Here is a 22,667-nt window from a genome sequence, read left to right as displayed (position 1 = left end):
TTTATTTTTTCTTTTTTCCGTTTTTAAAAAATATTTTCCAAAAACCTGGGTGATCTACAACCAACTCGGTAATAAGCGCAAATGGAATTGAAACTGCCAAAACAACCCACATAATTCTCCAACTAAATGTTGCGTCTGTTGCGAGCACAACAGCCAACAAATCTTCTACTGTTCCCATTACTACCCCAATTAAAACGAACTCCAAAATACGAAATTTTTTATTTCTATATGGCATATAAATGATTAAAAATAAAATAATATTGTTAACAGTTTTATTATACATCATTTTGTGATTAAGCCCCAAAAATGTTAAAATTAAGATATATGAAATTTATACACAAAAATTCTAGAATTTCAGAAAGAATATTCAAAAAACATATAGGGAAACTCTCTGTTTATTTTAAGCTTTTGCAAGAAGTTATAGATAGAAATTCTTACGATTATTTAGAAAGTTCTATCAACTGCCCTTTTGACAGAAATACTCTGGGGAAAGTTTTGGAAATGGCAAATAAAAAATCTAGTGCAAAATTGAAATATATAATTGTAATAGGAATTGGCGGTTCAAATTTGGGAACAAAAGCAATTTACGATGCACTTTATGGACATTTTGATATTTTGGAAAATAGAGCACCAAAGATGATTTTCCTAGATACCAACAATCCTGTATTTATAGAAAAGCTTGGAAAACTTATCCACAGTTCAAAAGATAAAAATGAATTTTTGATAAACGCAATCAGTAAATCTGGCGAAACAACTGAAACTATTGCAAACCTAGAAATTGTCGCCAAAATGTTTTCAAAAAAGTTTCCAAAATCATTAGACCGATTTGTAATTACCACAGACTACCAATCCAAACTTTGGCTAATAGCACAAAAAAAAGGAATATCTACATTAGCAATTCCGCAGAAAGTTGGAGGTAGATTTTCTGTATTTTCTGCTGTTGGACTTTTTCCTCTTGCCGTTTTAGGAGTAGATATAAAACAACTACTAAACGGCGCAAAACTAATGCGAAGCCGCTGTACGCATTTTGATATTACCAAAAATCCTGCCTTACAATCTGCCATAATTTTGTACGAATATTATAAAAAAGGCCTAGAAATTACAGATACTTTTGTATTCAACCCAGAATTGGAATCTTTGGGAAAATGGTATAGACAGCTTTTGGCAGAAAGTATAGGAAAAGAAAAAAGTAAACGAGGAAAAAAAGTAAACGCCGGAATTTTACCAATTGTTTCTGTGGGTTCTACAGACCTGCATTCTGTGGGTCAACTTTATTTGGGCGGACCAATAAACAAAACTACAACTTTTGTAGAAATAAAGAAAAATTGGGTAGATGTGCAAATTCCAAAAAAACGAAGATTTCCAGAACTTGCAGAAAATATAACCGGAAAAAGTGCTTTGCAGATTATGACTGCAATTATGAACGGCACAAAAATAGCTTACAAAAAAAGAAATTTGCCATTTTGCGAAGTTGTTTTGGACGAGCTAAATCCAAAATCATTTGGAGAATTTATGCAGTTCAAAATGATAGAAATAATGCTTTTGGGAAAACTTATGGACCTAAACACTTTTGATCAACCAAATGTAGAAAATTATAAAATTGAGACAAAAAAGTTATTGAAATAATTTTTTTAAAAGAACAAGAAAAAACAGGACTAACACTTTATTTTAATTACTTACAAAAATAGTGACACTGCACCGGGATATTTCGACTCCGTTTCACTTCGCTCAATATGACGTGAATAAAAATATGTCATCCTGAGCGGAACGAAATGGGGTCGAATGGATCCCCGTACAATATCACCAAATATAAATAATCAAACCAAAACACTCGCACTTTTTGCTTACTCTGCCTAATCTGCTTTTTAAACAATCCACTAAAACTTTTTTTAACCACAAACTTTTAACAAACAACCATATGTATTTTGCCACAGCGAAAGAAATGCAGTTTTTAGACAAGATCGCAGTAGAAAACGGTCTTTGCGTAATGCAGATGATGGAGCTGGCTGGTTGGCACATGTTGCCACTCATCACAAGTATGAGTATCTCCAAAAAATCTCATATTGTTGTAGTTTGTGGTACTGGCAACAAAGGTGGAAATGGTTTATGTGCAGCACGGCATTTGTTAAATCACGGATTTAGAACATCCATTATTTTAATGTCTAAAAACATAACAACGCAAGCAAAACACCATTTAGATTTATTACAAAAAATAGACGCAAATATTTTGACAGTCAAAAATTTGGAAAAGCAAGATGAAATAGAAAAATTAATAAACTCTAGCACACTAATTATAGACGCCTTGATTGGGTACAATTTGAAAGGTGCACCGCGTGATAACTTTGCCAAAATAATAGAAATGATAAATAAAACAAAAAAGAATGTCATTTGCTACGACATTCCAACTGGAATAGACCCAACCACCGGAGAATGCTTTGAGCCACACATTCGCGCTTATGCCACACTTAGCCTAGCACTACCAAAAAAAGCATTTACCAAAAACAAAGCAAAATCAAAAAGTGGAAAAATCTTCATCGCCGACATCGGCATCCCCCACTTTCTATACGAGCGAGTTTCACCAAATAGCAGGCCTAATTTTGGGCAGGTGAAAACTTTCTTTGCTCCTATTTAAGAGTTTACAAATCAAAGTGTTTGGTTAAATAGTTCTTAATTTCACTAAGAACTTCTTTTTTTACCTCTCCAATTTTATGAGAAAATCTAACAGGATCAAAAGAAATAATATGTTGCACTTTTATCACAGAATCATGTAATAATAAATTATTATTATCTTTTTCAACCAAAATATCTTCTTTTAAAGCTTTATCCAATTTTGTAGATAATGGCATAATTGTCACAAGATTTGACTTTTTTATTTGTAAATTTGATTGAATAATAATTGCAGGACGTTTTTTCTGATACTCATGCCCAACTGAATTTTCACTAAAATCAACTAAATAAATATCACCTTGTTTCAAATCCGGATTACGCATATTTCTTAAAATTATCAGCATTATTATAATAAGATTCTTCCTCACTGGACAAAGAACCTAGATTTTTTAAAGAATCAATTGCAGAAATATCGCTAAACATATTTAAATTTTCTTCTGTGGGATTTTTCATAATTTTTACCACAGTTCCAGCAATTAAATATTCATTTAAATCTTTTTTGTGTATATATATTGGTGTAATATCTTGGTTTGACTCAGACATTAAAACTATTTGCCTATTTTTTTTGTCAAAAAAAACTTTTTTTATATTTGCGACATCATTAATAATAGAAACCATATATAAACCACTTTCTAGCTCTTTTTTTTCACTATCCACAATCACATAATCTCCATCTTCAATACTATTTCCACGAATATTAGCACGATTCATAGAAGAGCCAACTGCACGTAACACAAACAAGCTTTCGATTCTTTTGGCAAGTTCGCCCAAAATATTTTTGGTCACTTTCAAATATCCTTCTACATGATTTTCTGCAAAATATGTCGCTACACCACAATTTGCACTTCCCAAAATAGGCAAAGAAATAATTTGAGTTTTTTTGTCCATTCCGGGTTTTATTTTTTTAATTTCTTTATTTTTTTTGTCCACAAAAATAAGCCCTCTTTTTGCGAGCTGATCCAAATGATGTTTTATTTTTTGCGGACTTCCTGTTTCGTTTATCAATTTGGCAATTTCTCTAAGTGATAAACCAGAAATATCTTTTGTTTCCAAAAGATTGAGAATTTTTTCTTGAAGATGGTGCATATTTCTACTTCAAATTATTTATTATCTTTATTATACCATAAAATATTATTTTGTCAATAATTAAGTAAGTCTTATTTTTCTTGACATTTAAACCAATCCTTTATATACTAAAATCATTACTATTGCACTTTTTTATGTTTGTCGTGGATACATAAAAAATATGCTTAAAAGTTGAAATGGTAGTTTTATTAATCTGTAATACAAAGATTATGGCAAAAAACAGAAAAACCAGCAAAAAAGCTGGCAAAGCTGCAAGCAAAGTTCTTAGAGATAAAAGAACAAGTAAACATTCTAAAACAGCAGCAGGAAGTGCAATGTCACAGCGTGCACCAAAAAAGAAACAGAAAAAGTAGACAAGCATAAAGACAAGTTTTAAAAGACTTGTCTTTTGCTTTTTAAAAATTATATAAAATTTTCAGCCCCACAATAAGGACAGAAAACTTTTTTACTCCCTACCACCTGTACAATATTGTTTATTGTTTCATCTTTATATTGAAAATTTTCTTTACAGCCAAAACATTTAGTTTTACAAATTCTATATCCAACTCCATATTTACTTCTAATATTATTAATGCTATCTTCCACGGCTTCGGGTATCCTATAAAAACCTATGGATATTTTATCTTTCTTCAATTCTATAATTTCTTTTTTTATTTCTTTTCTGTCTTTTTTTTCTGCTTTTCTATATTCTTTTTCTTTTACTTTAATTAAAATATCAAAATCTTTTTTAATCTCTTCTTGTCTTTTTTTATAAATTATCTCTTGTTCTTTAAAAAAGTCTTCCGTCCTCTGTTTGTGCTTTTTATTATTTAGATGAATAATAATCGCAGCAATAATCGCTCCAATAGTAAACAGTACAGCCAAAACAGCTACCATAATAGCATAAGGATTAAACCAAAAACTTAATTGCTAATTAGTCTTTTCAACAATTTCTGCGTAATTCATTAACATTATATTATATTGATTTGGTGCTGATTGTATTATTGTTGTATTCATATTTTTTAATCAATTCTATGTTTGTGGCGTAAATCCAGATTTAACTATATCCACAATTAATTTAAATTCTTTAGAGTTTTTATACTTTCCCCTATTAATTATAAATAAATTACCATCTTTTTTAAAAGCTATTTTTGAAAAACTACTTTGCATTTTTTGTTTATCAACTTTAATATAAATACTATAACAATTTGGTAAATAAAAAAGATAAAAACGTCTTTTATCCATATATAACTTAACTGGATTAAGAAAACTTTTATCCACAATCCCATCTAAACCATCTTTTTCAAATTGAGTAATAATAAACGGATAATCTATTAACTTTTTATATTTTTTATTATAGATTATGTCCCTCAATATTTCCTCATATTTATTTAATTGAACAAACCCATACTCATCCAAAGAAGATATACCAGCTCTCCACAATAAGGAAATTATGAAAAAACTTAATTTTTCATAATCCACATCTCTAATTATAAACGCGCTTTCAGTCTGTGGATGTTTTTCTAATTTTTTTTCTAAAAAAACTTTTTTACCATATTCATCATATAAACCAAGATCACTATCGCAATCTTTACACAATATATTCATGTCATAACTTCCAACTGGTCTTCTTTTAATATGTTTATTTTTCCTAACCATTATTAAAGAACTATTATCATCTGACGGATAAAGAAAATCATAAAAAGTTTTAGGTATGATATGTGCTTTTATTAAACTTTTGTCTTTTTTACATAGTCTACATTTCATATTATTTAAAAAACCTTAATAATCAAATTTCATCGTTTGCATATTAAATCTTGATGTTCCACTTTCCCCCTTATCTGACCATATACCATGATAATAAATATATTTTGACCCCTCCACATCTATTAAAATTATTTTTTTAAATGGGTAATTTTTAATACAAATTTTTTGAGATACAGTCAATGGACTCACTTCACAAGATTCACAGAGTATTATTAAATTACAATCAGTATCTCCATATTCTTTTGAAAGGTCGTTAATATAATTAATTAAATCATTAGTATTATTTTGTTTTAAAGATTTCCCAAATCTTTTTAATTGAAAATCAATTCTGCCTTTTTTAGAAGGAATTGCAATAGAAAAATCTATTGGAGTATCTTTAAAAAAACCATCTTTTATAAGATTGATAAAATCTTGCTCAGACATAAGATTATCTTTTGGTAATTTTCTTTTATAACTTTCCTTTACCTCAAATCCTATAAAACATTCTTTTCCAAATTGCCTTTCACAAAATTTAGACATGACCAAAGAACATATCATTTCAATATTATCAGTATCTTGTATTTTATTAGAAGTAATATGGGAGAGATAGTCAATTATAACCCAATTAGGAAAATAATATAATTCTTTTTTCATATCAATTTTAAACTTTATCAATTTCCTGCATAATTCGGTGGGTTTCGGTTAGGGAGACTATCATTTCTTGGTAGTGATCTATGTCTTCATTGCTTAGTTCTCGTTCTCGGCGGTCTTTGAGCCATTTTTGGGCTGGTTGGTATCCGCCGATGTAGAAGTTCCAGGCAACTTCTGGAACATTGCCAAAATATTGAGTATAATTTATAAATACTTTTTCATCTTCGTATTTTGGATATTTCTTTTCAACTTTATTTGAACCACTTTCTGGGAAAGTTGTGATAAAATTTGAAACTTTTGGAGATTCTAATAAATGCAATTCTCTCAATTCTTTTCCTAACCCAACTAAATTCCAAAATTTTTGCTTATTTTCTGGATATGGAACACGGGGGAAATCTATTTTCAAAAATTCTTTGTATTTTTCACGATATTTTGGAGAATGAAGAACTGCATAAATATAATCCAAAATATTTTCTGGTGTAAAAATACTACCATCAGTAATTTGTAGAGTTGGATTATTTGAACTACGTGATACTAAAGTGGCTCCAACTTTATTTTTAATTTCTCCTATTATGTCTATGTTAAAATTATAATTTTTGATGCTATCATTTACATAAGAATATAAAGGAAATACATATCCAATTTCTGATGTTTTATTAGAAACCAATGTTGATTCTGTAATATTGTTAGTTATAAAATTATGTTGATATGATTTACCAGCTTTAACCTGCCTACACAAAACTAATCCTACATTATTTTTATTATTAAAATGTTTCATTGTTTCTTTTCTAGAACGCTCGATAAAATCATTATGATAATATATCCACCTATTATCAAACGGGCGATAGGAAATTTTTTGAAGATTTTTTTCATCAAAAATATGTTTTTGTGCCTTTATAATTTTCCAGTTTTGGTTTTCTCGTAAATTATATTTTTGTTTTGCTTTATCAGGATCAAGCATTAAAAAATCTTTTATTTTAATTATAAGTTTTTCTCTTGAATTATTGATAATAAATTTATCGCGAGAAGTCACAATACCTACTGAATTTGTTTCCATTAAATCTACAATTGAAAAACCTTCATTATATTCTTTTTTCAACTCGTTATTAAACGGTATAAAATAAAGATTTGGTTTATTTGGAGATAATTTTTTCCATTTTATAGATTCCCAATTATTTTCATTTAATAAATTATATTTTTTATTTTGTTTTCCATAAAAATCAGCATGGTAAACTTTTGCAGTTTTGTTTTTTGAATTTTTATTTTTTATTGCAAAAATTATAGAAGTTCCTGTTTTAATTCCAAAGACATTTTCATCTTTTCCTCCTTCAGAAGTTGTCTCGTTTTTATTTGCATTCCCATGCAAATCTAAAACATAAATTTCACTAAAAGTTTCCATTAAATGCCAACGCATACCTCTGAAAGTTGGATTATCTAAATATCCATGAGGTGTGATAAAGCTTACAATTCCTTCTCCCGTTTTTTCTATTTGATTTTCAGCAAAACGAATAAATTTTACATAATCATCGTTAAGCCATTTCGAATTTCGCTCTTGAAGTTTTTGATTCCCTCCCGGTTCTACTTTATAAACATTATGTCCTTTATAATTTTTATTAGAACTTTCACCAGAATAAGGAGGATTACCCAACACAACCATAATTGGCATTTCAGATTTAATTTTTGAAGCTTGGTTTGATTCTTTTGTTAGCCATTGCCCCATAAAAAGATCGGGTATTTTATCTATTGCACCTTCTAAGCTATTAGTAAGCCATACAGACAGCCTTTCATCTCCTTTATAACCAAGTTCTTTTAGCGTAATCCCAAGTTTAAGGTGAGCCATAGTATAACTTGCCATCATCAGCTCAAAACCGTGCAAACGCGAAAGTAAGCTATCTCGAACATAAGAATCCCACTGACCTTCTTGTCCAACAAATTTTTTGTGTATTTCATGAATTACTTCATTTAAAAATGTACCAGTTCCTACCGCAGGATCTAGAATTTGTACTTTATATGTTTGTTTTATTATCCTTTTTACGTTATCTTTTGTTCTACCATCTTCTCCTTGAACTTTGGCTTTATATTCTATTTTTGTGGTATCAGCAAGTCCTTTACTTAAACCAAATTTAGTTTTTAAAATCTGGTCCACACTACGAACAATAAAAGAAACTACCGGCTCGGGCGTATAATACACTCCTCTTTTTTTACGAAGTCCTTTGTCATAACTAGTCAAAAAAGTTTCATAAAAATGAAGAACAGGATCTTTTTGTTTTTTCTCAAACTCTTTGTGCATTATATATGCTACACTTGTAGACGAATAAGTTTCTATCAAACTATCTACCAACCACGCAATTTTGGGATCATAATCTGTGCCAGCCACATGTCCAAAAAACTTTTTCAAAAGTGGATTGGATGAAGGTAATAAATCTTGAGCTTCGTGACGAGAAAAATCTTTCTCTGTTTTATCATAATAACGAGCCACAAACAACCCATAAACAAGAGTTTGAGCATACATATCCGCAAACTCATTTTCCGAAAGATCACGAATAAGAACTTGTTTAAATGATTCGTATTGAGCAAAAATGTCTGAGTCTTTATTTTCACTAAGTGAAGCCAAAGCATTGTCACGAATAATCCGCGCTTTACTTGCCATTATTTCTGCCAATCTTTTTGCAGATTTAATTGTTCTATAAGACGGAGTTATATAATCCTGAATCAAATTTACGAATTTATCAAAATTTTCTTCTGTTGGTACAATTTTATTTTCCTCTTTTACCGCAATTGAAACAGATATTTTTTCTCCCTCTTCTGGAATAAATTGAAAATCATAATAATTTGTAAGTAAAATTTTCCCAAAAGCATCTGCATAACGTTTTGCCTGTTTTTGTGTATCTGTATTTTTTATATCTACCGTCACATCCTTGCACTCTGCATAAGCAATTGGTGTATCACCTTTTTTAAACAAAAAATCAGGCGCATTTCCACCTGTATAGGCTGGCTCATTTATTGCCTGAATATTTGAAACTAAACTTTCAATCAATATCTTGAAATCAGATCTATAAGTATGCTCACGTGCATCTCCAGTATCTAATATCTTTTGAACATTATTAAGATACTCCAAAACTAAATTGTTATATTCACCACCCATAAAATTTTTATTTAAAATGTTCTTCTACTTTACCTTAAAAGCAAAAATATTGAAAATTTTAATTCCAATATTTTTTATTTATAAGTTGTTTTATTTTTATAATTATACTTAAAACTGTGGATAACTTTGACAAATGCACGACATTGTAGTATATTGAAATTGAAGTATGCAATAATAACTTTCATTTATGCCTTAGTATTCCCTCAGACCATCTGAGACTTAAGCTAAGGAATACCATAATGTTAGACGCTACTTCACCAAACACCTCAATCCCCCGATTGAGTTTTTTGGTTGTTAAATTTATTTTCCCAATAATCTTTAAACATTTCTCTTCCTTCAGCAAGAATATTATTTTGCAAAATACCAAATAATTCCTCTCCTAACGGTTTTTTATTTAAATAAGATGCTATAACACCAACAATCCAGTCTGCTAATTGAACATTTGGAAAATCTCTTGAATTAACTCTTTCTATTTTAATATTTGCACCGCTTGGCAAACTAGGTAATAAATGAATTTTTATGTTATTTACAAATTCTTTCTTACTTACACCTTTTAATTTTCTTTGATCACAAAAAACATGAAATAATAGATCACTTGCAGAAGAAGTATACATTTCCAATGTTTCTGCAACTATTTTTGTATAAAGTAAGCCCGTTTGAATTTTCTCTTTTCTTTTGTATTCTTCTGGTATATTTTGCCTTTTCAAAAAAGAAAAACGAATCCTAACATCTAACTTAGAAATAAATTTAACTGTTTTAATTCTTAATTCATCAGAAATACCAGAATCAGAAAACTTTATTTCAGGTCTAAATCTTATTTTTTTAGGAAATTTATCTTTAGACCAAGATTTAAATCTTTTTTTGGTTCTTTTGTGATCCCCAACAGTAAAAGAGCCTATTACAAAATAGTCCTCTGAATCGTTTTTATGAAATTGTCCACTTTCATCCAGAAAAATATGCATAATAAAATAAATTTATTTTATTTCAAAAACTTTCTCACTTTCCACCAAAAACCAAACCTCATCAATTTTGATAGAGAAAAATGCCCACCCTTCTTTTTTAGTATAAAAGTTGCACCTATTTTTTTGCAGAAATTTTGGACTGGATTGAAGTTTATTATTTTATCGTCTTTGGCATGGAAGACCAAAACTTTTTTACCATCTATTTCATTTATATGATTTATAGGATTGAAAAATTTGCCCGTCAAAAGCTTTTGCCAATTTTTGTCTGTGGATCTATAAGCATTATAAAATGAATTTTTTATTTGCTCCACAAATTTATCCAAAGGTTCTTCTTCACTTGGCTCTGTCCAGTCCACAAGCGGAGAAAATGCTACAACTTTTTTTACCAAATCACTCCGCGCGCACATTAGCGCCGTAGCTCCACCAAAGCTAGATCCGACCACACACACCTCTTTTGGATTTACCTTGTACTTATCGCCGTTCCAGCCATCTTTGAAGCCTTTTGGCAACTCGTCTATTATGTCCAACACATCTTGCTCTGGTGAATTTTGTAGAAATTCTCCACCACTTTCCCAAGTCCCGCGGTATCGCAAGTGAAAAACCCAAAAACCTTTTTTTGAAAAAAATTTCAACAACTTTTTCTTGTTTGGAAGTGTCGGCAAACCATCACACAAAATCACAATTTTATCTGAATTATGTTTTGGTGGTAGAAATTCTGCAATTATTTCATTCTTAAATTTTGCTCGTAAAGTATGCATTTAAAAAAATTACTTAATTCAATATTTTAGTGATTTTATTGCAAGATCCATTCGACTTCGCTCTGCTCCGCTCAGGATGACATAAAGAAAATATATATTTATTTTTCTTCTTCAACTTTTAAAATTCTCACAATGTAAACCATAAGCACAACAACAACCAAAGTCATAACGACAGCATAAGCGAATTTTGCCCACACATATTGACCGCTTACTGGGAATACAGCTTCAATTAGTGATTTTATAGCGTCGTTCCAAGCAAACGAGGCAACAAGTCCAAAACCAGCTCCAATATATTTTACAAAATTAGACTTTATTTCTTTTTGCAATTTTTTACTTATTTTTTGTTTTGTTTTTTTTGGCATAAAATTAATATTAGTTTTTAAAGTTAAAAGTTCGTAAAGTTTATAAAGTAAAAAAGGGCAAATATTTTATTTTGATTATTTATATTTTGATGATAATGTACGGGGATATTTCGACTTCGCTTTGCTTCGCTCAATATGACGTGATTATTCTCTTTTTCCCCTCCTAAACCTCCCCAACATTTGAAATTTCCTGCCTGCTGGATAGGCTGGTTGGACTAATTTTTTATAAATATTTACGGTCCTTTTGAGTATACAAAAGGATTGCGAGTGTAGCGAATTGCGGCGAGCAAAATAAATGTTTATATAAAATTAAGCCTAAAATTGTCAACCGTTCGGCACTTTTGGTTACCTTTTGGTGTCAAAAGGTAAAGTAAGAATATTTTAGTATTATCGTTAAAAGAGAGTGTGTTTGAATCAATGTTTAAGAGATTTCTCACTTTGGTTCGAAATGACAGAAGAAACTCAAGATGATGTAATAAATTTTTCTTTAGACTTATTAAAAACTTTTTTATATTCTTCTATGATTTTATTTTGCGTACTATTTTCTAATATTTTCAAAACCTCTTCATGAAACCAAATTCTTTCTTGTACATTTGAACTAAACTTTTTTAAAACACCTTCATCTAGCCCTCTAAAATCAATTGAAAGTGAGGTCATATTGTGAATCTTGTCTGCGGTAGCAACCAGCAAACTTTCTTCAGGAGCAGTTTTCAAATTGTCCAGATAATTCTGCTTTCTCTCTTTCCAGTTTTTTATATTTTTATCCTCTGTCACACCCATTACGATATCTTTTATTTTTTTACCAAAATCTCGCTCCAAATCTTCTGGCGTGTAGCTTGTATCCTCTATTGTATCGTGAAGCAAGCCAGCAATTATAATATCTTCGTCCGAAGTATATTGCGACAAAATTAGAGCAACACCTACCAAATGCGAAATATATGGAGTCTTCTCCAGATCTTTTCTAGTTTGCCCTTCATGAAGAAGAGTGGTTTTTTTTATTGCATTGTATATTATTTCACTAAACATATTTGTAAAAGTTATAAAGTTCTTAAGGTTTAAAGTTAAGAAAAGAAAATGGAAACATTACTTTGATTTAATTATTTATATTTTGGTGAGTCAAATTAGGGGATCCATTCGACTTCATTCCGCTTTGCTCCATTTCGCTCAGGATGACGTGATTAAAAATTCTACCATTTAGAACAAGAGAAGTGGAAAACAATTCGAACATTTGGAACTTCTACTTACCAACTTCCACTAGATCCGCCTCCGCCAGACATTCCACCACCAAAACCTCCAAAACCACCACCTCGTCCACCTCTACCTCCACGACCCATTCCTATCCACCATGGCACAGTTCCCAGAGATTTATGTTTACTGTGAGATTTAGAAACAAAAAAATCGAACATTAGCCCAAGTGGAATTAAAACAGCAATAGATATAATTCCAGTAAATAAAAATCCGTAAATAAACCCAATTACAATTCCACCTATTCCACCCAAAACACCACCTGCCCACCAAGATTTGGAAGCACTCAAAATACTAGTAATCGATATAACTACAAAAATTACAAAGAAAAATATAGTTTGATAATCGTAGCCAGTTTGTGCTGTTTCTGCTTTGTTTATTGCTTCATATTCCCCTTTTGTCGCACCAATCATTACATCTAGCGCACTATTTACGCCCTCAAAATATAACTCTTGTTTAAAATTTGGAACGAGGAAATTTTGTATAATTTGATGACTTTGCAGATCTGTAAGCGCACCCTCCAAACCATAACCAACCTCTATCCTCATTTTCCTGTCATCTCGAGATATTAAAAGCAAGACTCCGTTGTCATTTTTCTTTTTCCCTATTCCCCACTCTGCAAACAATTCTACTGCAAAATTTTCTATTGTATCCTCGCCCAAATTTGGAACTGTCACAATAGCGATTTCGTTGCTAGTTTCTTTTTCAAAATTTGTTAGTTTTTGATTTAGTACATCTTCCTGTTCTTGGGAAAACATATCTGCAAAATCATTTACAAAACCAGTTGGCGTACCCGGATTTGCATAACCAAAAACAGCCACTGGAAATAATAGTGTGGCTGTAATTAGAAAAGCTAGTGCTTTTATACGATTCATAACTTTAGATTATTAAAGATTTACTTCCACGGCTTTTTCTGATCCTTCTACTGATGCAAAGTATGTTCTCTCTTCAAATCCAAACATACTTGCAAAGAATTTTGCTGGAACACGCTTTACAAGTGTATTAAATATTTTTACTTCATCATTATACCTCTTACGCTCCACTGCAATTCTATTCTCTGTTCCTTCTAGTTGAACCATTAGAGACTGAACTGTATCTATAGATTTCAAATTTGGATAATTTTCCATTACAAGCAGCAATCTTCCAAGTGATGATTCCACTTGATTTGTAGCTTGAACTTTCTCTTCTGGAGTCACAGCTCCTGAATATTTTGTTCTAGCATCTGTAATATTTGCAAAAACTTCCTTCTCTTGCTCCATTGCTCCTTTTACAGAATTTACCAAATTTGGGATAAGGTCAAAACGCCTTTGATATTGTGTTTCTACCTGGGCCCACTGCCCATCCACTTGCTCATTTGCTGTCACCATCTTATTATATATATTGAAGGCATAAAAACCTACCAATGCGAATACAACTAACAATACAATCATTACTCTTTTCATAACATTTACTTTTAAAATATTAAATATAATGGTATTGTAGAATAAATTAACTAAAAAATCAACTATAAATATATGGAAACAGAAAAAAAAGAAAATTTAACTGAGAATTTTGAAATCTCAAGCGTAGAATCAGAAGATGCGTCGCAAGATGCAAAAAATTTGGCAGATATTTTAACTGGAAAAATTAAAACCTCTCCAAAAGAATATGCTGAAAATTTAATTAATAATGAAATAAACGAAATTCCATCCGGAACTGAGTTTACAGATGAAGAAAAAGCTACATTTATAAGAACTGCTCAGTCTAGAATGGAACAAGAAAGTAAAATTTTTTTAGATAAAGTATTGCAAGAAGAGTGGACAGACGAAGAGACAATTCAAAAAGCAGGTGAAATATTGAGATCTATAGAAGATATTGCAAGAAAGATGATTTGGGAAAAAGTACAAAAAACAGAACAAATCTCTCAAATGAAAGAGGCAGAAGGTGTAAAAGAAGAAATTAATGACTCTGAAAATATAGAGCTGTTATCAAAACTAGAACTAACCAACACAGAAAGACAGCAGGTAATTGGCAATCTCATTGACCAGCAACTAGACTTGGCAAAATCAAGTAAGCTGTTTAAAGAAGATGTTTTAGGGTTTAGTGGAGATACTCTTCCATATTTAAGTGACGCTGAGAAAACTAAAATTATTGGATTGCTCGACGCCACAGCACTAAAAGCTAAAATGAAAGAACTTGAAAGACAAGCAACAAGCCCGCAAATGTCTGATCAAGATATAAGTATTAAAGCAATGGAAATATTAAACGGATCTGCAGATTTTGGAAAAGGAATGAAAGAGTTAGTCACAAACAAAATAAATGAGGCTGTTTCAATTCGCCAAACAAAAACAACAGAGACACCAACAGTAGGAAGCCAACCAAAAGTACAAACAGAAATAAAAGGACCAACTCCAATTAAAGAAGGTGTTTGGGGAAAAATTAAAGGTATTTTTGGTGGAAAATAATACAAAACCCTTGACAAACAGGTGAAAAAATGTAATAATTGAGCGTTGCTGAAAAGTAGCGTTCTTTTAATCAATAATAGAGGAGGAAGTAATGTCTAAAAATGTTCTTCATTTTCCAACTCACAAAACCAGAAAGCCCACGACAAAAGTAGATCTATACAAAAAACTAAGTCTGCTTATTAAAAAAAATCCAAACATAGAAAATCCAACACAGGTTTGGCTATTTATGTCTTGGCTTCTGAATGATCTTTTCCAGACAAGGTCTGTAAAAGTAAATTCCGAAAAACTCGCACAAACACTTATATATTTTTATGAAGACAATGATAAATTTTATGTAAATGAGTTAAATATATTATGTGCAGAAAATAAAGAAAAATATATTCAAATTCTTTATCAAATACATATAGCTATTACTAAGGAAGTTGACCGTCAAAACGCAATAGGACTGGCGTCACTTCTACTTTATATTAAAAGAAAAGGGTTCTAATCAAAACCACCGCTTGAAACGGTGGTTTTTTTTATTTTTATCTTTTTACCAAATTTTCCACCAAGGTTTTTTTGGTGGGACTTTTGCCATTTCCTCACGACGCTTATTCTCTTCAGCCTCAGAAATCTGCTCTGCAGTTGGAGCTTGAAATCCCTGCGCCTGCACTTCTGGACTTCCGCCACCAATGTTTTGAACACCGTCTCTGGCTGTCTGCTCAACTTCTACAGATTCTTGTACTTCTTGTTGTTGAGCTTCTTTTTGATATTCTGGATTCACTTGCACACTTTCTTCTGCACCAACTTTTTCCAATTCTTGATTTAACTTTGAAGCATCCAAAGACACTCGTTCATTTGGATTGTACGATTTTTCTCCTTCCATAAAATTATATTATATTAAACACTGCTGTCCTTTACATTTTCCAATGTCACTGTTTTCTACTTCTATTACCGCAGATTTATAAATACAATAATCACAATCTTCATCTGCTTCTGGAATTTCATTTTTTACCAAAGTTTTGTGTGCCTCTACCAAAGTTTTTTCTATCCAACTACCATCTCCTTTATACGGAATTACATCTATATCAAATTCAAGTTTTCCATCGAATGCTTCTTTGTCTGTTTTACCATTACAATAAACAAAATATCCTGTGTCTGAAGTATCAAATCCATTTTTACGCATAAGCCACTGGTAAACTTCCATCTGTCGCTTATAGCCAATTTGCCACGGTGCACTTATATTCACTTGCCCGTCTTTACTTGTAGCTTTATAATCTACCACTATTATTTCATTTTTTGGATTTACCCACAAATCGTCTACCGCACCAGTGATAATAAAATTTGTAGGCTCGTGCAAAAATGTGACGCCTTTAAAATTTTCTCTCCACTCATCCATTTTCTCGTGAGCAAAAGGAATTGCATCTACATTGTATGCTTTCATAAGTGGGTGTTGGGTATTTTTTGCTCTGTGAATATCAAATTCTTTTTTTAAAAGTGTATCTACTGCAGAATTTAGATTAAATGGAAATCCAGGTGGACGACCAACCCCAAGCCTTCTGTCTATATAAAAACATCTTGGACAACTCAAAAATAAATCAATTTTTGAACGACTCAATCTAAACGGCTTTTTACTTTTTGGATCATACAAATTTCTACTCCTTTTTCCTTTATAAAATTTGGACATATTTTTTGTTTATTATCTTTATAATATAATCTATATTCACTTTTTACTCAACTTAAAACTTATACACAGTTTACTTTTATTTTAAATAGTATAAAATAAAAGTATATTTCTTTCATAAAGGAGAGGAAGATGCGTAAAAAAATGCCGTCTGTCGAAGAATTACCAGTTTCTGATAGAAAATTTGTAATTGTAGAAAGTCCTTATAAAGGAGATAACCCAAATTGGACTGATGTTGATTTCAACCTTGCCTATTTAAATCTTTGTTTGAATGATTGTTTTCAAAGAGGTGAAATTCCTTTCGCAAGTCATGCAATTTATACCTTATCAGGCGTCTTAAACGATAAAGTTAAAAAAGAAAGAATAATAGGGATTGAATCTGGTCTGGAACTTGGGAACACCCTTTTGAGAGCTAACGGAATAAAAGCTATTTATCACGATATTGGAATGTCCAAAGGTATGAAAGAAGGTCATAAACAAGCCTTAGACTTAGGTCTTAGAGTCGAACTTCGCAGACTTCCAAAAGATATTTTCAATGCACTTTGCACAGAATGGGATAAAACAAACCTCATTCGCCCATAAACAAAACGGAACTTTTATAGCTCCGTTCTTTTTTTATTTCATTTTTTTCAAAATATCTATATTCTTTTTGTCTGGTCCTTTCTTTTCTCCAAAACCCGGAACTTCCAAAATCCACGGAACTTTTTTGAAATCTTTGTTTTTTGATAAATTTTTGAAACTTTCTAAACCTATAAAACCTTCTCCTATATTTTCATGTCTGTCATGCTTGGAATCAAACTCTGTTTTAGAATCATTTGCGTGAATACATACTACATTTTTCCAACCAAATTCTTTGTCACATAATTTTACAAAATCTTTTATCTCTTTTTGTGTATATCTCAAAACTCCCGCTTCAAATGCGTGTGCTGTATCCAAACAGACTTTTACTCTTTTACTACTCACTTCTCGGAAGATTTCTCCTATTTCTTCTGGAGTGTTTCCAAGTTTTGTGCCACCACCAGCAGAATTTTCTATAATTAAATTGGTTTTACCGGGAACTTCTTTCAAAACTTTTTTCATTCCTTTTATAGCACGCTTTATTGCTTCTTTTTTTGTTGTGTCTTTGCCAGAACCCACATGAAAAACAAGTCCTTCTGCGCCAATAACCTCGGCGATTTTCATATGCCCCACCAAACTATTTATTGAGGCGTACCACAATTTATCACTAGGACTTCCCAAATTTACCAAATAACTTGCGTGCAAAAATATAGGCCCAACTTTTGATTTTTTGTGTACTTCTTTGAAATTTTTAACTTCTTCATCTGTTGGTTTTTTTATCTTCCAAGTTCTAGGCGAAGAACCAAAAATTTGCACAGCCTCTGCACCAATTATTTCTGCATTTTCAAAACAATTTATCAACCCACCTGCTACCGAAACATGTGCTCCTATTTTCATAATTTAAATTTTTATTATTTGTTTATTTTTTGTTTTGTGATATTTTCACGAGATCCTTCGACTTCGCTCAGGATGACATGTGTATGTTTTGCGCTTCGCTCAAGATGATGTGTCGGTTTTTTACTCCTTATTAAAAACTATTTTACTACTATTTTATATTTTGATCTCAACTCTTTTCTACAAGCTTTATAATCTGGTATTTCCTGCTCTACCAAAGCCCAAAATCTATGAGAATGATTCAACTCCACCAAATGACAAAGCTCGTGAACTATAATATATTCTGCCAAATGCTCTGGTAAAAATAAAAGTCTATAATTGAAATTCAAACTTCCTTTGGATGAACAACTTCCCCACCTACTTTTTTGATTTCGCACACAAACTCTACCAATTTCAATATTATAGCTTCCTACAAAAATAGCTATTTTATTTTCTACCAATTCCAACGCAGTTTTTTTGTGTTTTTTATAATGGTCGCTACCACCTTTCAGTAAAATATAATTATTTTCATAATTTGCAAGACTCTTCAAAATCCAATCCTGTTTATCTTCAAAAATTCTTTCAACATTTACAAACCTTTGTCTGTGTGGAATTGTCACCAAAATATCACGATCACTCAAAATAGCAACACGCACATATTTTGCGCGCTTGCTTTTTTTAATTTCATAATTTATTTTTTTTCCACCCAACTCTAAGTTAGCCATTTTCTTTATTTTTTTCTTCCCAATATGCTTCAGCTTCTTCCTCCATTTTTTCCAAACGAATATAATAATCTGGAAATTCTTTCAAATGTGCCCACGCTATTTTTCCAGTTATCTTTGTATCATCTCCACTAACATCTGTTTGTGGATCGTGAGCTCCATGCTCCAATTCTACATGTAAACCTTCTGCAAATTGCTCTACATCAAAAAGAGAAGTTTCCCAGTTTATTCCAATCTCTGTCCCAATCTGTTTTGCCTCGTCCAAATTAAATTTCTTTAAATTTTCTAGTGTCATAATGTTTCTTTTTTACTGTATTTATAAATGTATAAAATATCTAAAATTGCGAAAGTGTTCAAGAAAAATAAAGCCACAAACCATCTCCATTCTTGTTTTTTGTAAGCTTTCCACATTGCATAAATTTTCCAAGGCAAAGCCCAAAAAATGAGAACCCCGGCCACAGACCAAAAGGATTTCATGTTATCCAAATGCGTTAAATTATAGAAAAAATCTTCCATAAAATAATTATAACCTCAAAACACAAAAAAGGAAAGAAAAAATGCCGAAATTAATCGACATTTATAAAACTCAAAACAAATATTTTATTTCTGATAAACGATCCTTACCACCATGCTTTTTACTTCTGGAGCTTGAAGCAGAAAAATCAGAATGTTCTATCATAAAAGAACAAAAAGGTTCATCACCGACCACATTACAAGAACCACCCGAAACAACATCAAATGTGACAGCCATTAAATTTATATTCATTGGATCATCTCTATTTTCCAAAGGAAGATACAAGGAATATACAAATTCATTTAACAAAAGTTCTTCGACCTCTACTCTAATTCTAAATATATTTTTACCATCCTCATTTCCATCATATATAAAATGTGCTCCAGGTAAATTTGTTAGCCAATAATAACTAAACTTCTCTGTTATTGGATTGTCTATTTCAATGACTATGTCTAAATATTTATAACTATCAAAATCATTATACTCATCAAAATAAAAAGATAGTGAAATTTCATCTGTCATTTTTACCCATCTTGGAATCCAACCTGCAAGAAGTGGTGGCTTTTCATCCATCGCAACTTCCAGGTATTCCACATTATCTACTCTTTCAACAAAAAAATTTTTAGTTTTAGATAAATCTCCGTAAAAAAAATCTTTGCTCGTCCAAATATGAATATATCGAACCCCTAAAAACTCCGCATCTTCATCTACTCCTTTTACAAAAGATATCGCATCTAAGAGTAAATTGACATTCTCTCGCAACATTAAACTTATAGAACTCTTTTCAAAAGATAAATTAACTTCTGCCAATTCTACCTTTCCAGAATTATCACCTGTCCAAATCTTGAGTTTCCAAAGACTTATAGGCTCATTGAAATAAATACGAGCTAAAACCTCTCTATTAAATTGCGTTACATCTTTTGGTTCTGAACTATTTTTATCACAACTAGAAAAAAATACAAAAGATAAAACAAAAATTAAAAAGAACATTACATACTTACTCATCGCCACCTCCTTTTGTTTGTATTTCATTTATATCACAAAAATGGCAAAATGGCAATTTATTAAACTAAAAAATACCATAAAAACGGTATTTTTTAGTTTAATATAATTTTTATTTACTTTTTCTTTTTAAAACCCTATTTACTGCCAAAACAATATCTTTCTCTGTCATTCCATATTTTTTCAACAATTCTTCTGGTGTTCCAGACTCTCCAAACGAATCTGGCATTCCTAAAAATTCTATAGGCACAGGATGATATTTGGAAGTTAACTCTGCTATTGCTCCACCAAGTCCACCAGCGATCTGATGTTCTTCTACTGTCACAACCGCACCTGTTTTTTTTATTGAAGCAAGTAGTACTTTTTCATCCAACGGTTTTATTGTTGTATTATTTATGACTTCTACATTTATTTTTAAACTTGTAAGTTTTTTTGCAGCAAGTAAAGCCTTATGTACAAGAGGACCACAGGCAATAATTGTCACATCACTCCCCTCTTTGAAAACATTTGCTTTTCCTATTTCAAAATGAGTTTTTGGTGTAGTAAAAACTGCAGTTGCTTCACGAGCAAAACGCAAATATACAGGTCCTTTCATTTTTGCAGCTGCAATTGTAGCCTTCTTAGCCTCCTCGTAATCACATGGTGCAAGCACAGTCATATTTGGTAAAACTCTAGTAATCGCAATATCCTCCAAACCTTGATGGGTCGCTCCGTCTGGCCCAACAGAAATTCCAGCGTGTGCACCAACAATTTTTACATTTGCCTTGTTATAGCATACAGAAACACGAATTTGATCCCAATTTCTACCTGGATTAAAAACTGCATAAGATGAACAAAATGGAACTTTCCCCTCCAAAGCCAAACCAGTCGCAACTCCTATTAGATTCTGTTCTGCCACACCAATCTCCAAAAATCTTTCTGGATAAGCATCTTTGAAACCTTCGGAACGAGTTGACTCTGTAAGATCGCAACACAAGACCATTAGATCTTTGTTCTTTCTTCCTTCAATTACAACACCGTCTCCATAACCATTTCTAGTTGGGACCATTTTTACACTTTTGTCATACCAATTTTTTACCAATGTTTTATCGTACATATTTATAATAAATGTTCTAAGTATTCTATTGCTTCGCCTACCCAAAATATTCTTTTCTATTTTATTATTTGTGATACTTTCACGAGACCCTTCGACTTCGCTCAGGATGACGTATTTTATTCATGTCATATTGAGCTGAGTGGAGTGGAGTCGAAATATCTCGGTGCAATATAATTAAAATATAAATAGCTAAACCTTTTTCTGTCATCCTCACCTTGACTAAGGATCCATTTCTTTTCTTTTTTTTAAAAAATTATTGAACAAAAATTTGTTTTCTACTATTTTTTAACTCTTCCAAAGCATCTTGTAACTGCTCCTCTTTGGAAGGTGATCGCTCTGTTTTTAGTTTTCCCGGTGGAGCTCCGTGCCAACGATAATCATTTTCCATAAAACTCACCCCTTTTCCTGGAATTGTGTGTGCCAAAATCATAACAGGTTTTTCATGAATATTTTTTGCCAATTCACAAGCTCCAATTATTTCTTTCATATTGTTTCCGTCTATTTCCAAAACATGCCAACCAAATGCTTCATATTTGTCTTTCAACGGATTTAACGGCATTATCTCTTCTGTGGTTCCGTCTATTTGAATATTGTTTCTATCCATTATAAAAATAAGATTGTCTAGTTTGTGTTTTCCTGCGAGCATTGCAGCTTCCCAAGTTTGACCTTCTTGTTGCTCACCATCACTAACAATACAAAAAACATAATGTCTTTGCTTGTTCATCTTTGCAGCAATTGCCATACCAACCGCTACCGAAGAGCCTTGCCCAAGCGGTCCAGAAGAATGCTCCAAAGCTGGCATATCCAAAAAAGATGGATGTCCTTGCAATTTTGAACCTAATTTTCGCAAAGTTTTTAACTCTGAAAGTGGAAAATAGCCAGAACGCGCCATAGCGGCGTATCGAACCGGAACAACATGCCCACAAGACATACAAAGCCTGTCTCTTTTTGCCCAAGCTGGTTTTTTTGGATTATGATTTAAAACACGAAAATAAAGTGCTGTAAAAATATCTGCCAACCCAAGAGGACCTGCAGTATGCCCAGAATTTGCTTCTGCCAACATCTTTAAGAGATCTTGTCTTACGGTATTTGCTATTTTTTCTAAATCTGAAACTAAAAAATTAAACTTCTTTTTTGGCATAACAAAAAATTATGTATTTATTCAATTATACCACACTTTTTATCTTGTTTATA

The 22,667-nt window shown here is 31.5% G+C and carries 28 protein-coding genes; 6 read left to right on the top strand and 22 right to left on the bottom strand.

All coding sequences use genetic code 11. The features are described 5' to 3' along the window. Nucleotide 1 precedes the first annotated feature (1 nt). Nucleotides 2–235: a hypothetical protein gene (locus L3J07_01120; protein MCF6276428.1), complete on the bottom strand. Its 234-nt coding sequence runs from the start codon at nucleotides 233–235 to the stop codon at nucleotides 2–4. Between the two features lie 89 nt (nucleotides 236–324). Here L3J07_01120 and L3J07_01115 point away from each other — a divergent pair, with 89 nt between their 5' ends. Together L3J07_01115 and L3J07_01110 are read left to right on the top strand one after the other, a co-directional pair. Further along, nucleotides 325–1,626: a hypothetical protein gene (locus tag L3J07_01115; protein MCF6276427.1), complete on the top strand. Its 1,302-nt coding sequence runs from the start codon at nucleotides 325–327 to the stop codon at nucleotides 1,624–1,626. Between the two features lie 292 nt (nucleotides 1,627–1,918). Further along, on the top strand, nucleotides 1,919–2,632 hold the full coding sequence (locus L3J07_01110) for an NAD(P)H-hydrate epimerase (protein MCF6276426.1): 714 nt from the start codon (nucleotides 1,919–1,921) through the stop codon (nucleotides 2,630–2,632). Nucleotides 2,633–2,636: 4 nt separating this feature from the next. Here L3J07_01110 and L3J07_01105 read toward each other — a convergent pair whose 3' ends face one another. Next, on the bottom strand, nucleotides 2,637–2,990 hold the full coding sequence (locus L3J07_01105; protein ID MCF6276425.1) for a type II toxin-antitoxin system PemK/MazF family toxin: 354 nt from the start codon (nucleotides 2,988–2,990) through the stop codon (nucleotides 2,637–2,639). Then, nucleotides 2,983–3,753, bottom strand: a complete 771-nt coding sequence (locus L3J07_01100; GenBank protein ID MCF6276424.1) for a hypothetical protein — start codon at nucleotides 3,751–3,753, stop codon at nucleotides 2,983–2,985. Before L3J07_01100 ends, L3J07_01105 begins: the two co-directional genes overlap by 8 nt. Before the next feature lie 209 nt (nucleotides 3,754–3,962). Here L3J07_01100 and L3J07_01095 point away from each other — a divergent pair, with 209 nt between their 5' ends. Then, a complete protein-coding gene (locus L3J07_01095; GenBank protein MCF6276423.1) occupies nucleotides 3,963–4,106 on the top strand; it encodes a hypothetical protein in 144 nt (47 codons plus the stop codon). A gap of 49 nt (nucleotides 4,107–4,155) precedes the next feature. Here L3J07_01095 and L3J07_01090 read toward each other — a convergent pair whose 3' ends face one another. The 10 genes from L3J07_01090 to L3J07_01045 form a co-directional block, all read right to left on the bottom strand. Continuing rightward, the gene (locus L3J07_01090) at nucleotides 4,156–4,629 is read right to left on the bottom strand and encodes a hypothetical protein (protein ID MCF6276422.1); all 474 of its coding nucleotides are present in this window, start codon (nucleotides 4,627–4,629) and stop codon (nucleotides 4,156–4,158) included. 135 nt (nucleotides 4,630–4,764) lie between these two features. Then, nucleotides 4,765–5,499: a hypothetical protein gene (locus L3J07_01085; protein MCF6276421.1), complete on the bottom strand. Its 735-nt coding sequence runs from the start codon at nucleotides 5,497–5,499 to the stop codon at nucleotides 4,765–4,767. Nucleotides 5,500–5,514: 15 nt separating this feature from the next. Then, nucleotides 5,515–6,132 (bottom strand): hypothetical protein, encoded by a 618-nt coding sequence (locus L3J07_01080; protein ID MCF6276420.1) that lies wholly within the window; start codon nucleotides 6,130–6,132, stop codon nucleotides 5,515–5,517. Between the two features lie 7 nt (nucleotides 6,133–6,139). Beyond that, nucleotides 6,140–9,274, bottom strand: coding sequence for a DNA methyltransferase (locus L3J07_01075; GenBank protein MCF6276419.1), 3,135 nt, complete (start codon nucleotides 9,272–9,274; stop codon nucleotides 6,140–6,142). 266 nt (nucleotides 9,275–9,540) lie between these two features. Next, nucleotides 9,541–10,236, bottom strand: coding sequence for a DUF3800 domain-containing protein (locus L3J07_01070; protein ID MCF6276418.1), 696 nt, complete (start codon nucleotides 10,234–10,236; stop codon nucleotides 9,541–9,543). A 17-nt stretch (nucleotides 10,237–10,253) separates the two neighbouring features. Continuing rightward, nucleotides 10,254–10,994 (bottom strand): prolyl oligopeptidase family serine peptidase, encoded by a 741-nt coding sequence (locus L3J07_01065; protein MCF6276417.1) that lies wholly within the window; start codon nucleotides 10,992–10,994, stop codon nucleotides 10,254–10,256. 98 nt (nucleotides 10,995–11,092) lie between these two features. Next, complete coding sequence (locus L3J07_01060) at nucleotides 11,093–11,356, bottom strand: DUF5654 family protein (GenBank protein MCF6276416.1); 264 nt, start codon at nucleotides 11,354–11,356, stop codon at nucleotides 11,093–11,095. A gap of 462 nt (nucleotides 11,357–11,818) precedes the next feature. Then, complete coding sequence (locus L3J07_01055; protein ID MCF6276415.1) at nucleotides 11,819–12,382, bottom strand: HD domain-containing protein; 564 nt, start codon at nucleotides 12,380–12,382, stop codon at nucleotides 11,819–11,821. 215 nt (nucleotides 12,383–12,597) lie between these two features. Next, nucleotides 12,598–13,476 carry a TPM domain-containing protein gene (locus L3J07_01050; GenBank protein MCF6276414.1) on the bottom strand — a complete coding sequence of 293 codons (879 nt, stop codon included), beginning with the start codon at nucleotides 13,474–13,476 and terminating at the stop codon, nucleotides 12,598–12,600. Nucleotides 13,477–13,488: 12 nt separating this feature from the next. Further along, on the bottom strand, nucleotides 13,489–14,043 hold the full coding sequence (locus L3J07_01045; GenBank protein MCF6276413.1) for a LemA family protein: 555 nt from the start codon (nucleotides 14,041–14,043) through the stop codon (nucleotides 13,489–13,491). 72 nt (nucleotides 14,044–14,115) lie between these two features. Between L3J07_01045 and L3J07_01040 the strand changes: the two genes are divergently transcribed. After that, nucleotides 14,116–15,045, top strand: a complete 930-nt coding sequence (locus L3J07_01040; GenBank protein ID MCF6276412.1) for a hypothetical protein — start codon at nucleotides 14,116–14,118, stop codon at nucleotides 15,043–15,045. A 91-nt stretch (nucleotides 15,046–15,136) separates the two neighbouring features. Then, nucleotides 15,137–15,532, top strand: coding sequence for a hypothetical protein (locus tag L3J07_01035; GenBank protein ID MCF6276411.1), 396 nt, complete (start codon nucleotides 15,137–15,139; stop codon nucleotides 15,530–15,532). A 45-nt stretch (nucleotides 15,533–15,577) separates the two neighbouring features. On the opposite strand, the gene L3J07_01030 is transcribed toward L3J07_01035, so the two are convergent. Together L3J07_01030 and L3J07_01025 are read right to left on the bottom strand one after the other, a co-directional pair. Beyond that, nucleotides 15,578–15,910: a hypothetical protein gene (locus L3J07_01030; GenBank protein ID MCF6276410.1), complete on the bottom strand. Its 333-nt coding sequence runs from the start codon at nucleotides 15,908–15,910 to the stop codon at nucleotides 15,578–15,580. Nucleotides 15,911–15,919: 9 nt separating this feature from the next. Continuing rightward, nucleotides 15,920–16,711 (bottom strand): PD-(D/E)XK nuclease family protein, encoded by a 792-nt coding sequence (locus tag L3J07_01025; protein MCF6276409.1) that lies wholly within the window; start codon nucleotides 16,709–16,711, stop codon nucleotides 15,920–15,922. A 129-nt stretch (nucleotides 16,712–16,840) separates the two neighbouring features. On the opposite strand from L3J07_01025, the gene L3J07_01020 reads away from it, so the two are divergent. After that, the gene (locus L3J07_01020; GenBank protein MCF6276408.1) at nucleotides 16,841–17,290 is read left to right on the top strand and encodes a hypothetical protein; all 450 of its coding nucleotides are present in this window, start codon (nucleotides 16,841–16,843) and stop codon (nucleotides 17,288–17,290) included. 33 nt (nucleotides 17,291–17,323) lie between these two features. On the opposite strand, the gene L3J07_01015 is transcribed toward L3J07_01020, so the two are convergent. The 7 genes from L3J07_01015 to L3J07_00985 all read right to left on the bottom strand — a co-directional run bounded on the left by L3J07_01015 (nucleotide 17,324) and on the right by L3J07_00985 (nucleotide 22,614). After that, a complete protein-coding gene (locus L3J07_01015) occupies nucleotides 17,324–18,163 on the bottom strand; it encodes a deoxyribonuclease IV (GenBank protein ID MCF6276407.1) in 840 nt (279 codons plus the stop codon). 137 nt (nucleotides 18,164–18,300) lie between these two features. Then, entirely contained in the window at nucleotides 18,301–18,864 is a 564-nt protein-coding gene (locus tag L3J07_01010) for a M48 family metallopeptidase (GenBank protein ID MCF6276406.1), read from the bottom strand. Beyond that, a complete protein-coding gene (locus L3J07_01005) occupies nucleotides 18,857–19,156 on the bottom strand; it encodes a hypothetical protein (GenBank protein ID MCF6276405.1) in 300 nt (99 codons plus the stop codon). The genes L3J07_01010 and L3J07_01005 overlap by 8 nt, the downstream gene beginning before the upstream one ends. Next, nucleotides 19,153–19,377 carry a DUF5652 family protein gene (locus tag L3J07_01000; protein ID MCF6276404.1) on the bottom strand — a complete coding sequence of 75 codons (225 nt, stop codon included), beginning with the start codon at nucleotides 19,375–19,377 and terminating at the stop codon, nucleotides 19,153–19,155. The genes L3J07_01005 and L3J07_01000 overlap by 4 nt, the downstream gene beginning before the upstream one ends. Before the next feature lie 70 nt (nucleotides 19,378–19,447). After that, nucleotides 19,448–20,380 carry a hypothetical protein gene (locus L3J07_00995; protein MCF6276403.1) on the bottom strand — a complete coding sequence of 311 codons (933 nt, stop codon included), beginning with the start codon at nucleotides 20,378–20,380 and terminating at the stop codon, nucleotides 19,448–19,450. 109 nt (nucleotides 20,381–20,489) lie between these two features. Further along, nucleotides 20,490–21,473 (bottom strand): transketolase family protein, encoded by a 984-nt coding sequence (locus L3J07_00990; protein ID MCF6276402.1) that lies wholly within the window; start codon nucleotides 21,471–21,473, stop codon nucleotides 20,490–20,492. A 253-nt stretch (nucleotides 21,474–21,726) separates the two neighbouring features. Further along, complete coding sequence (locus L3J07_00985) at nucleotides 21,727–22,614, bottom strand: transketolase (protein MCF6276401.1); 888 nt, start codon at nucleotides 22,612–22,614, stop codon at nucleotides 21,727–21,729. Nucleotides 22,615–22,667: the final 53 nt, after the last annotated feature.

The organism is Candidatus Magasanikbacteria bacterium, from assembly GCA_021648085.1.
GTDB lineage: Bacteria > Patescibacteriota > Patescibacteriia > Magasanikbacterales > UBA922 > JAKITS01.
The sequence above is the reverse complement of the archived record's forward strand: the minus strand, read 5'-3'. Positions and strand labels throughout refer to the sequence as shown.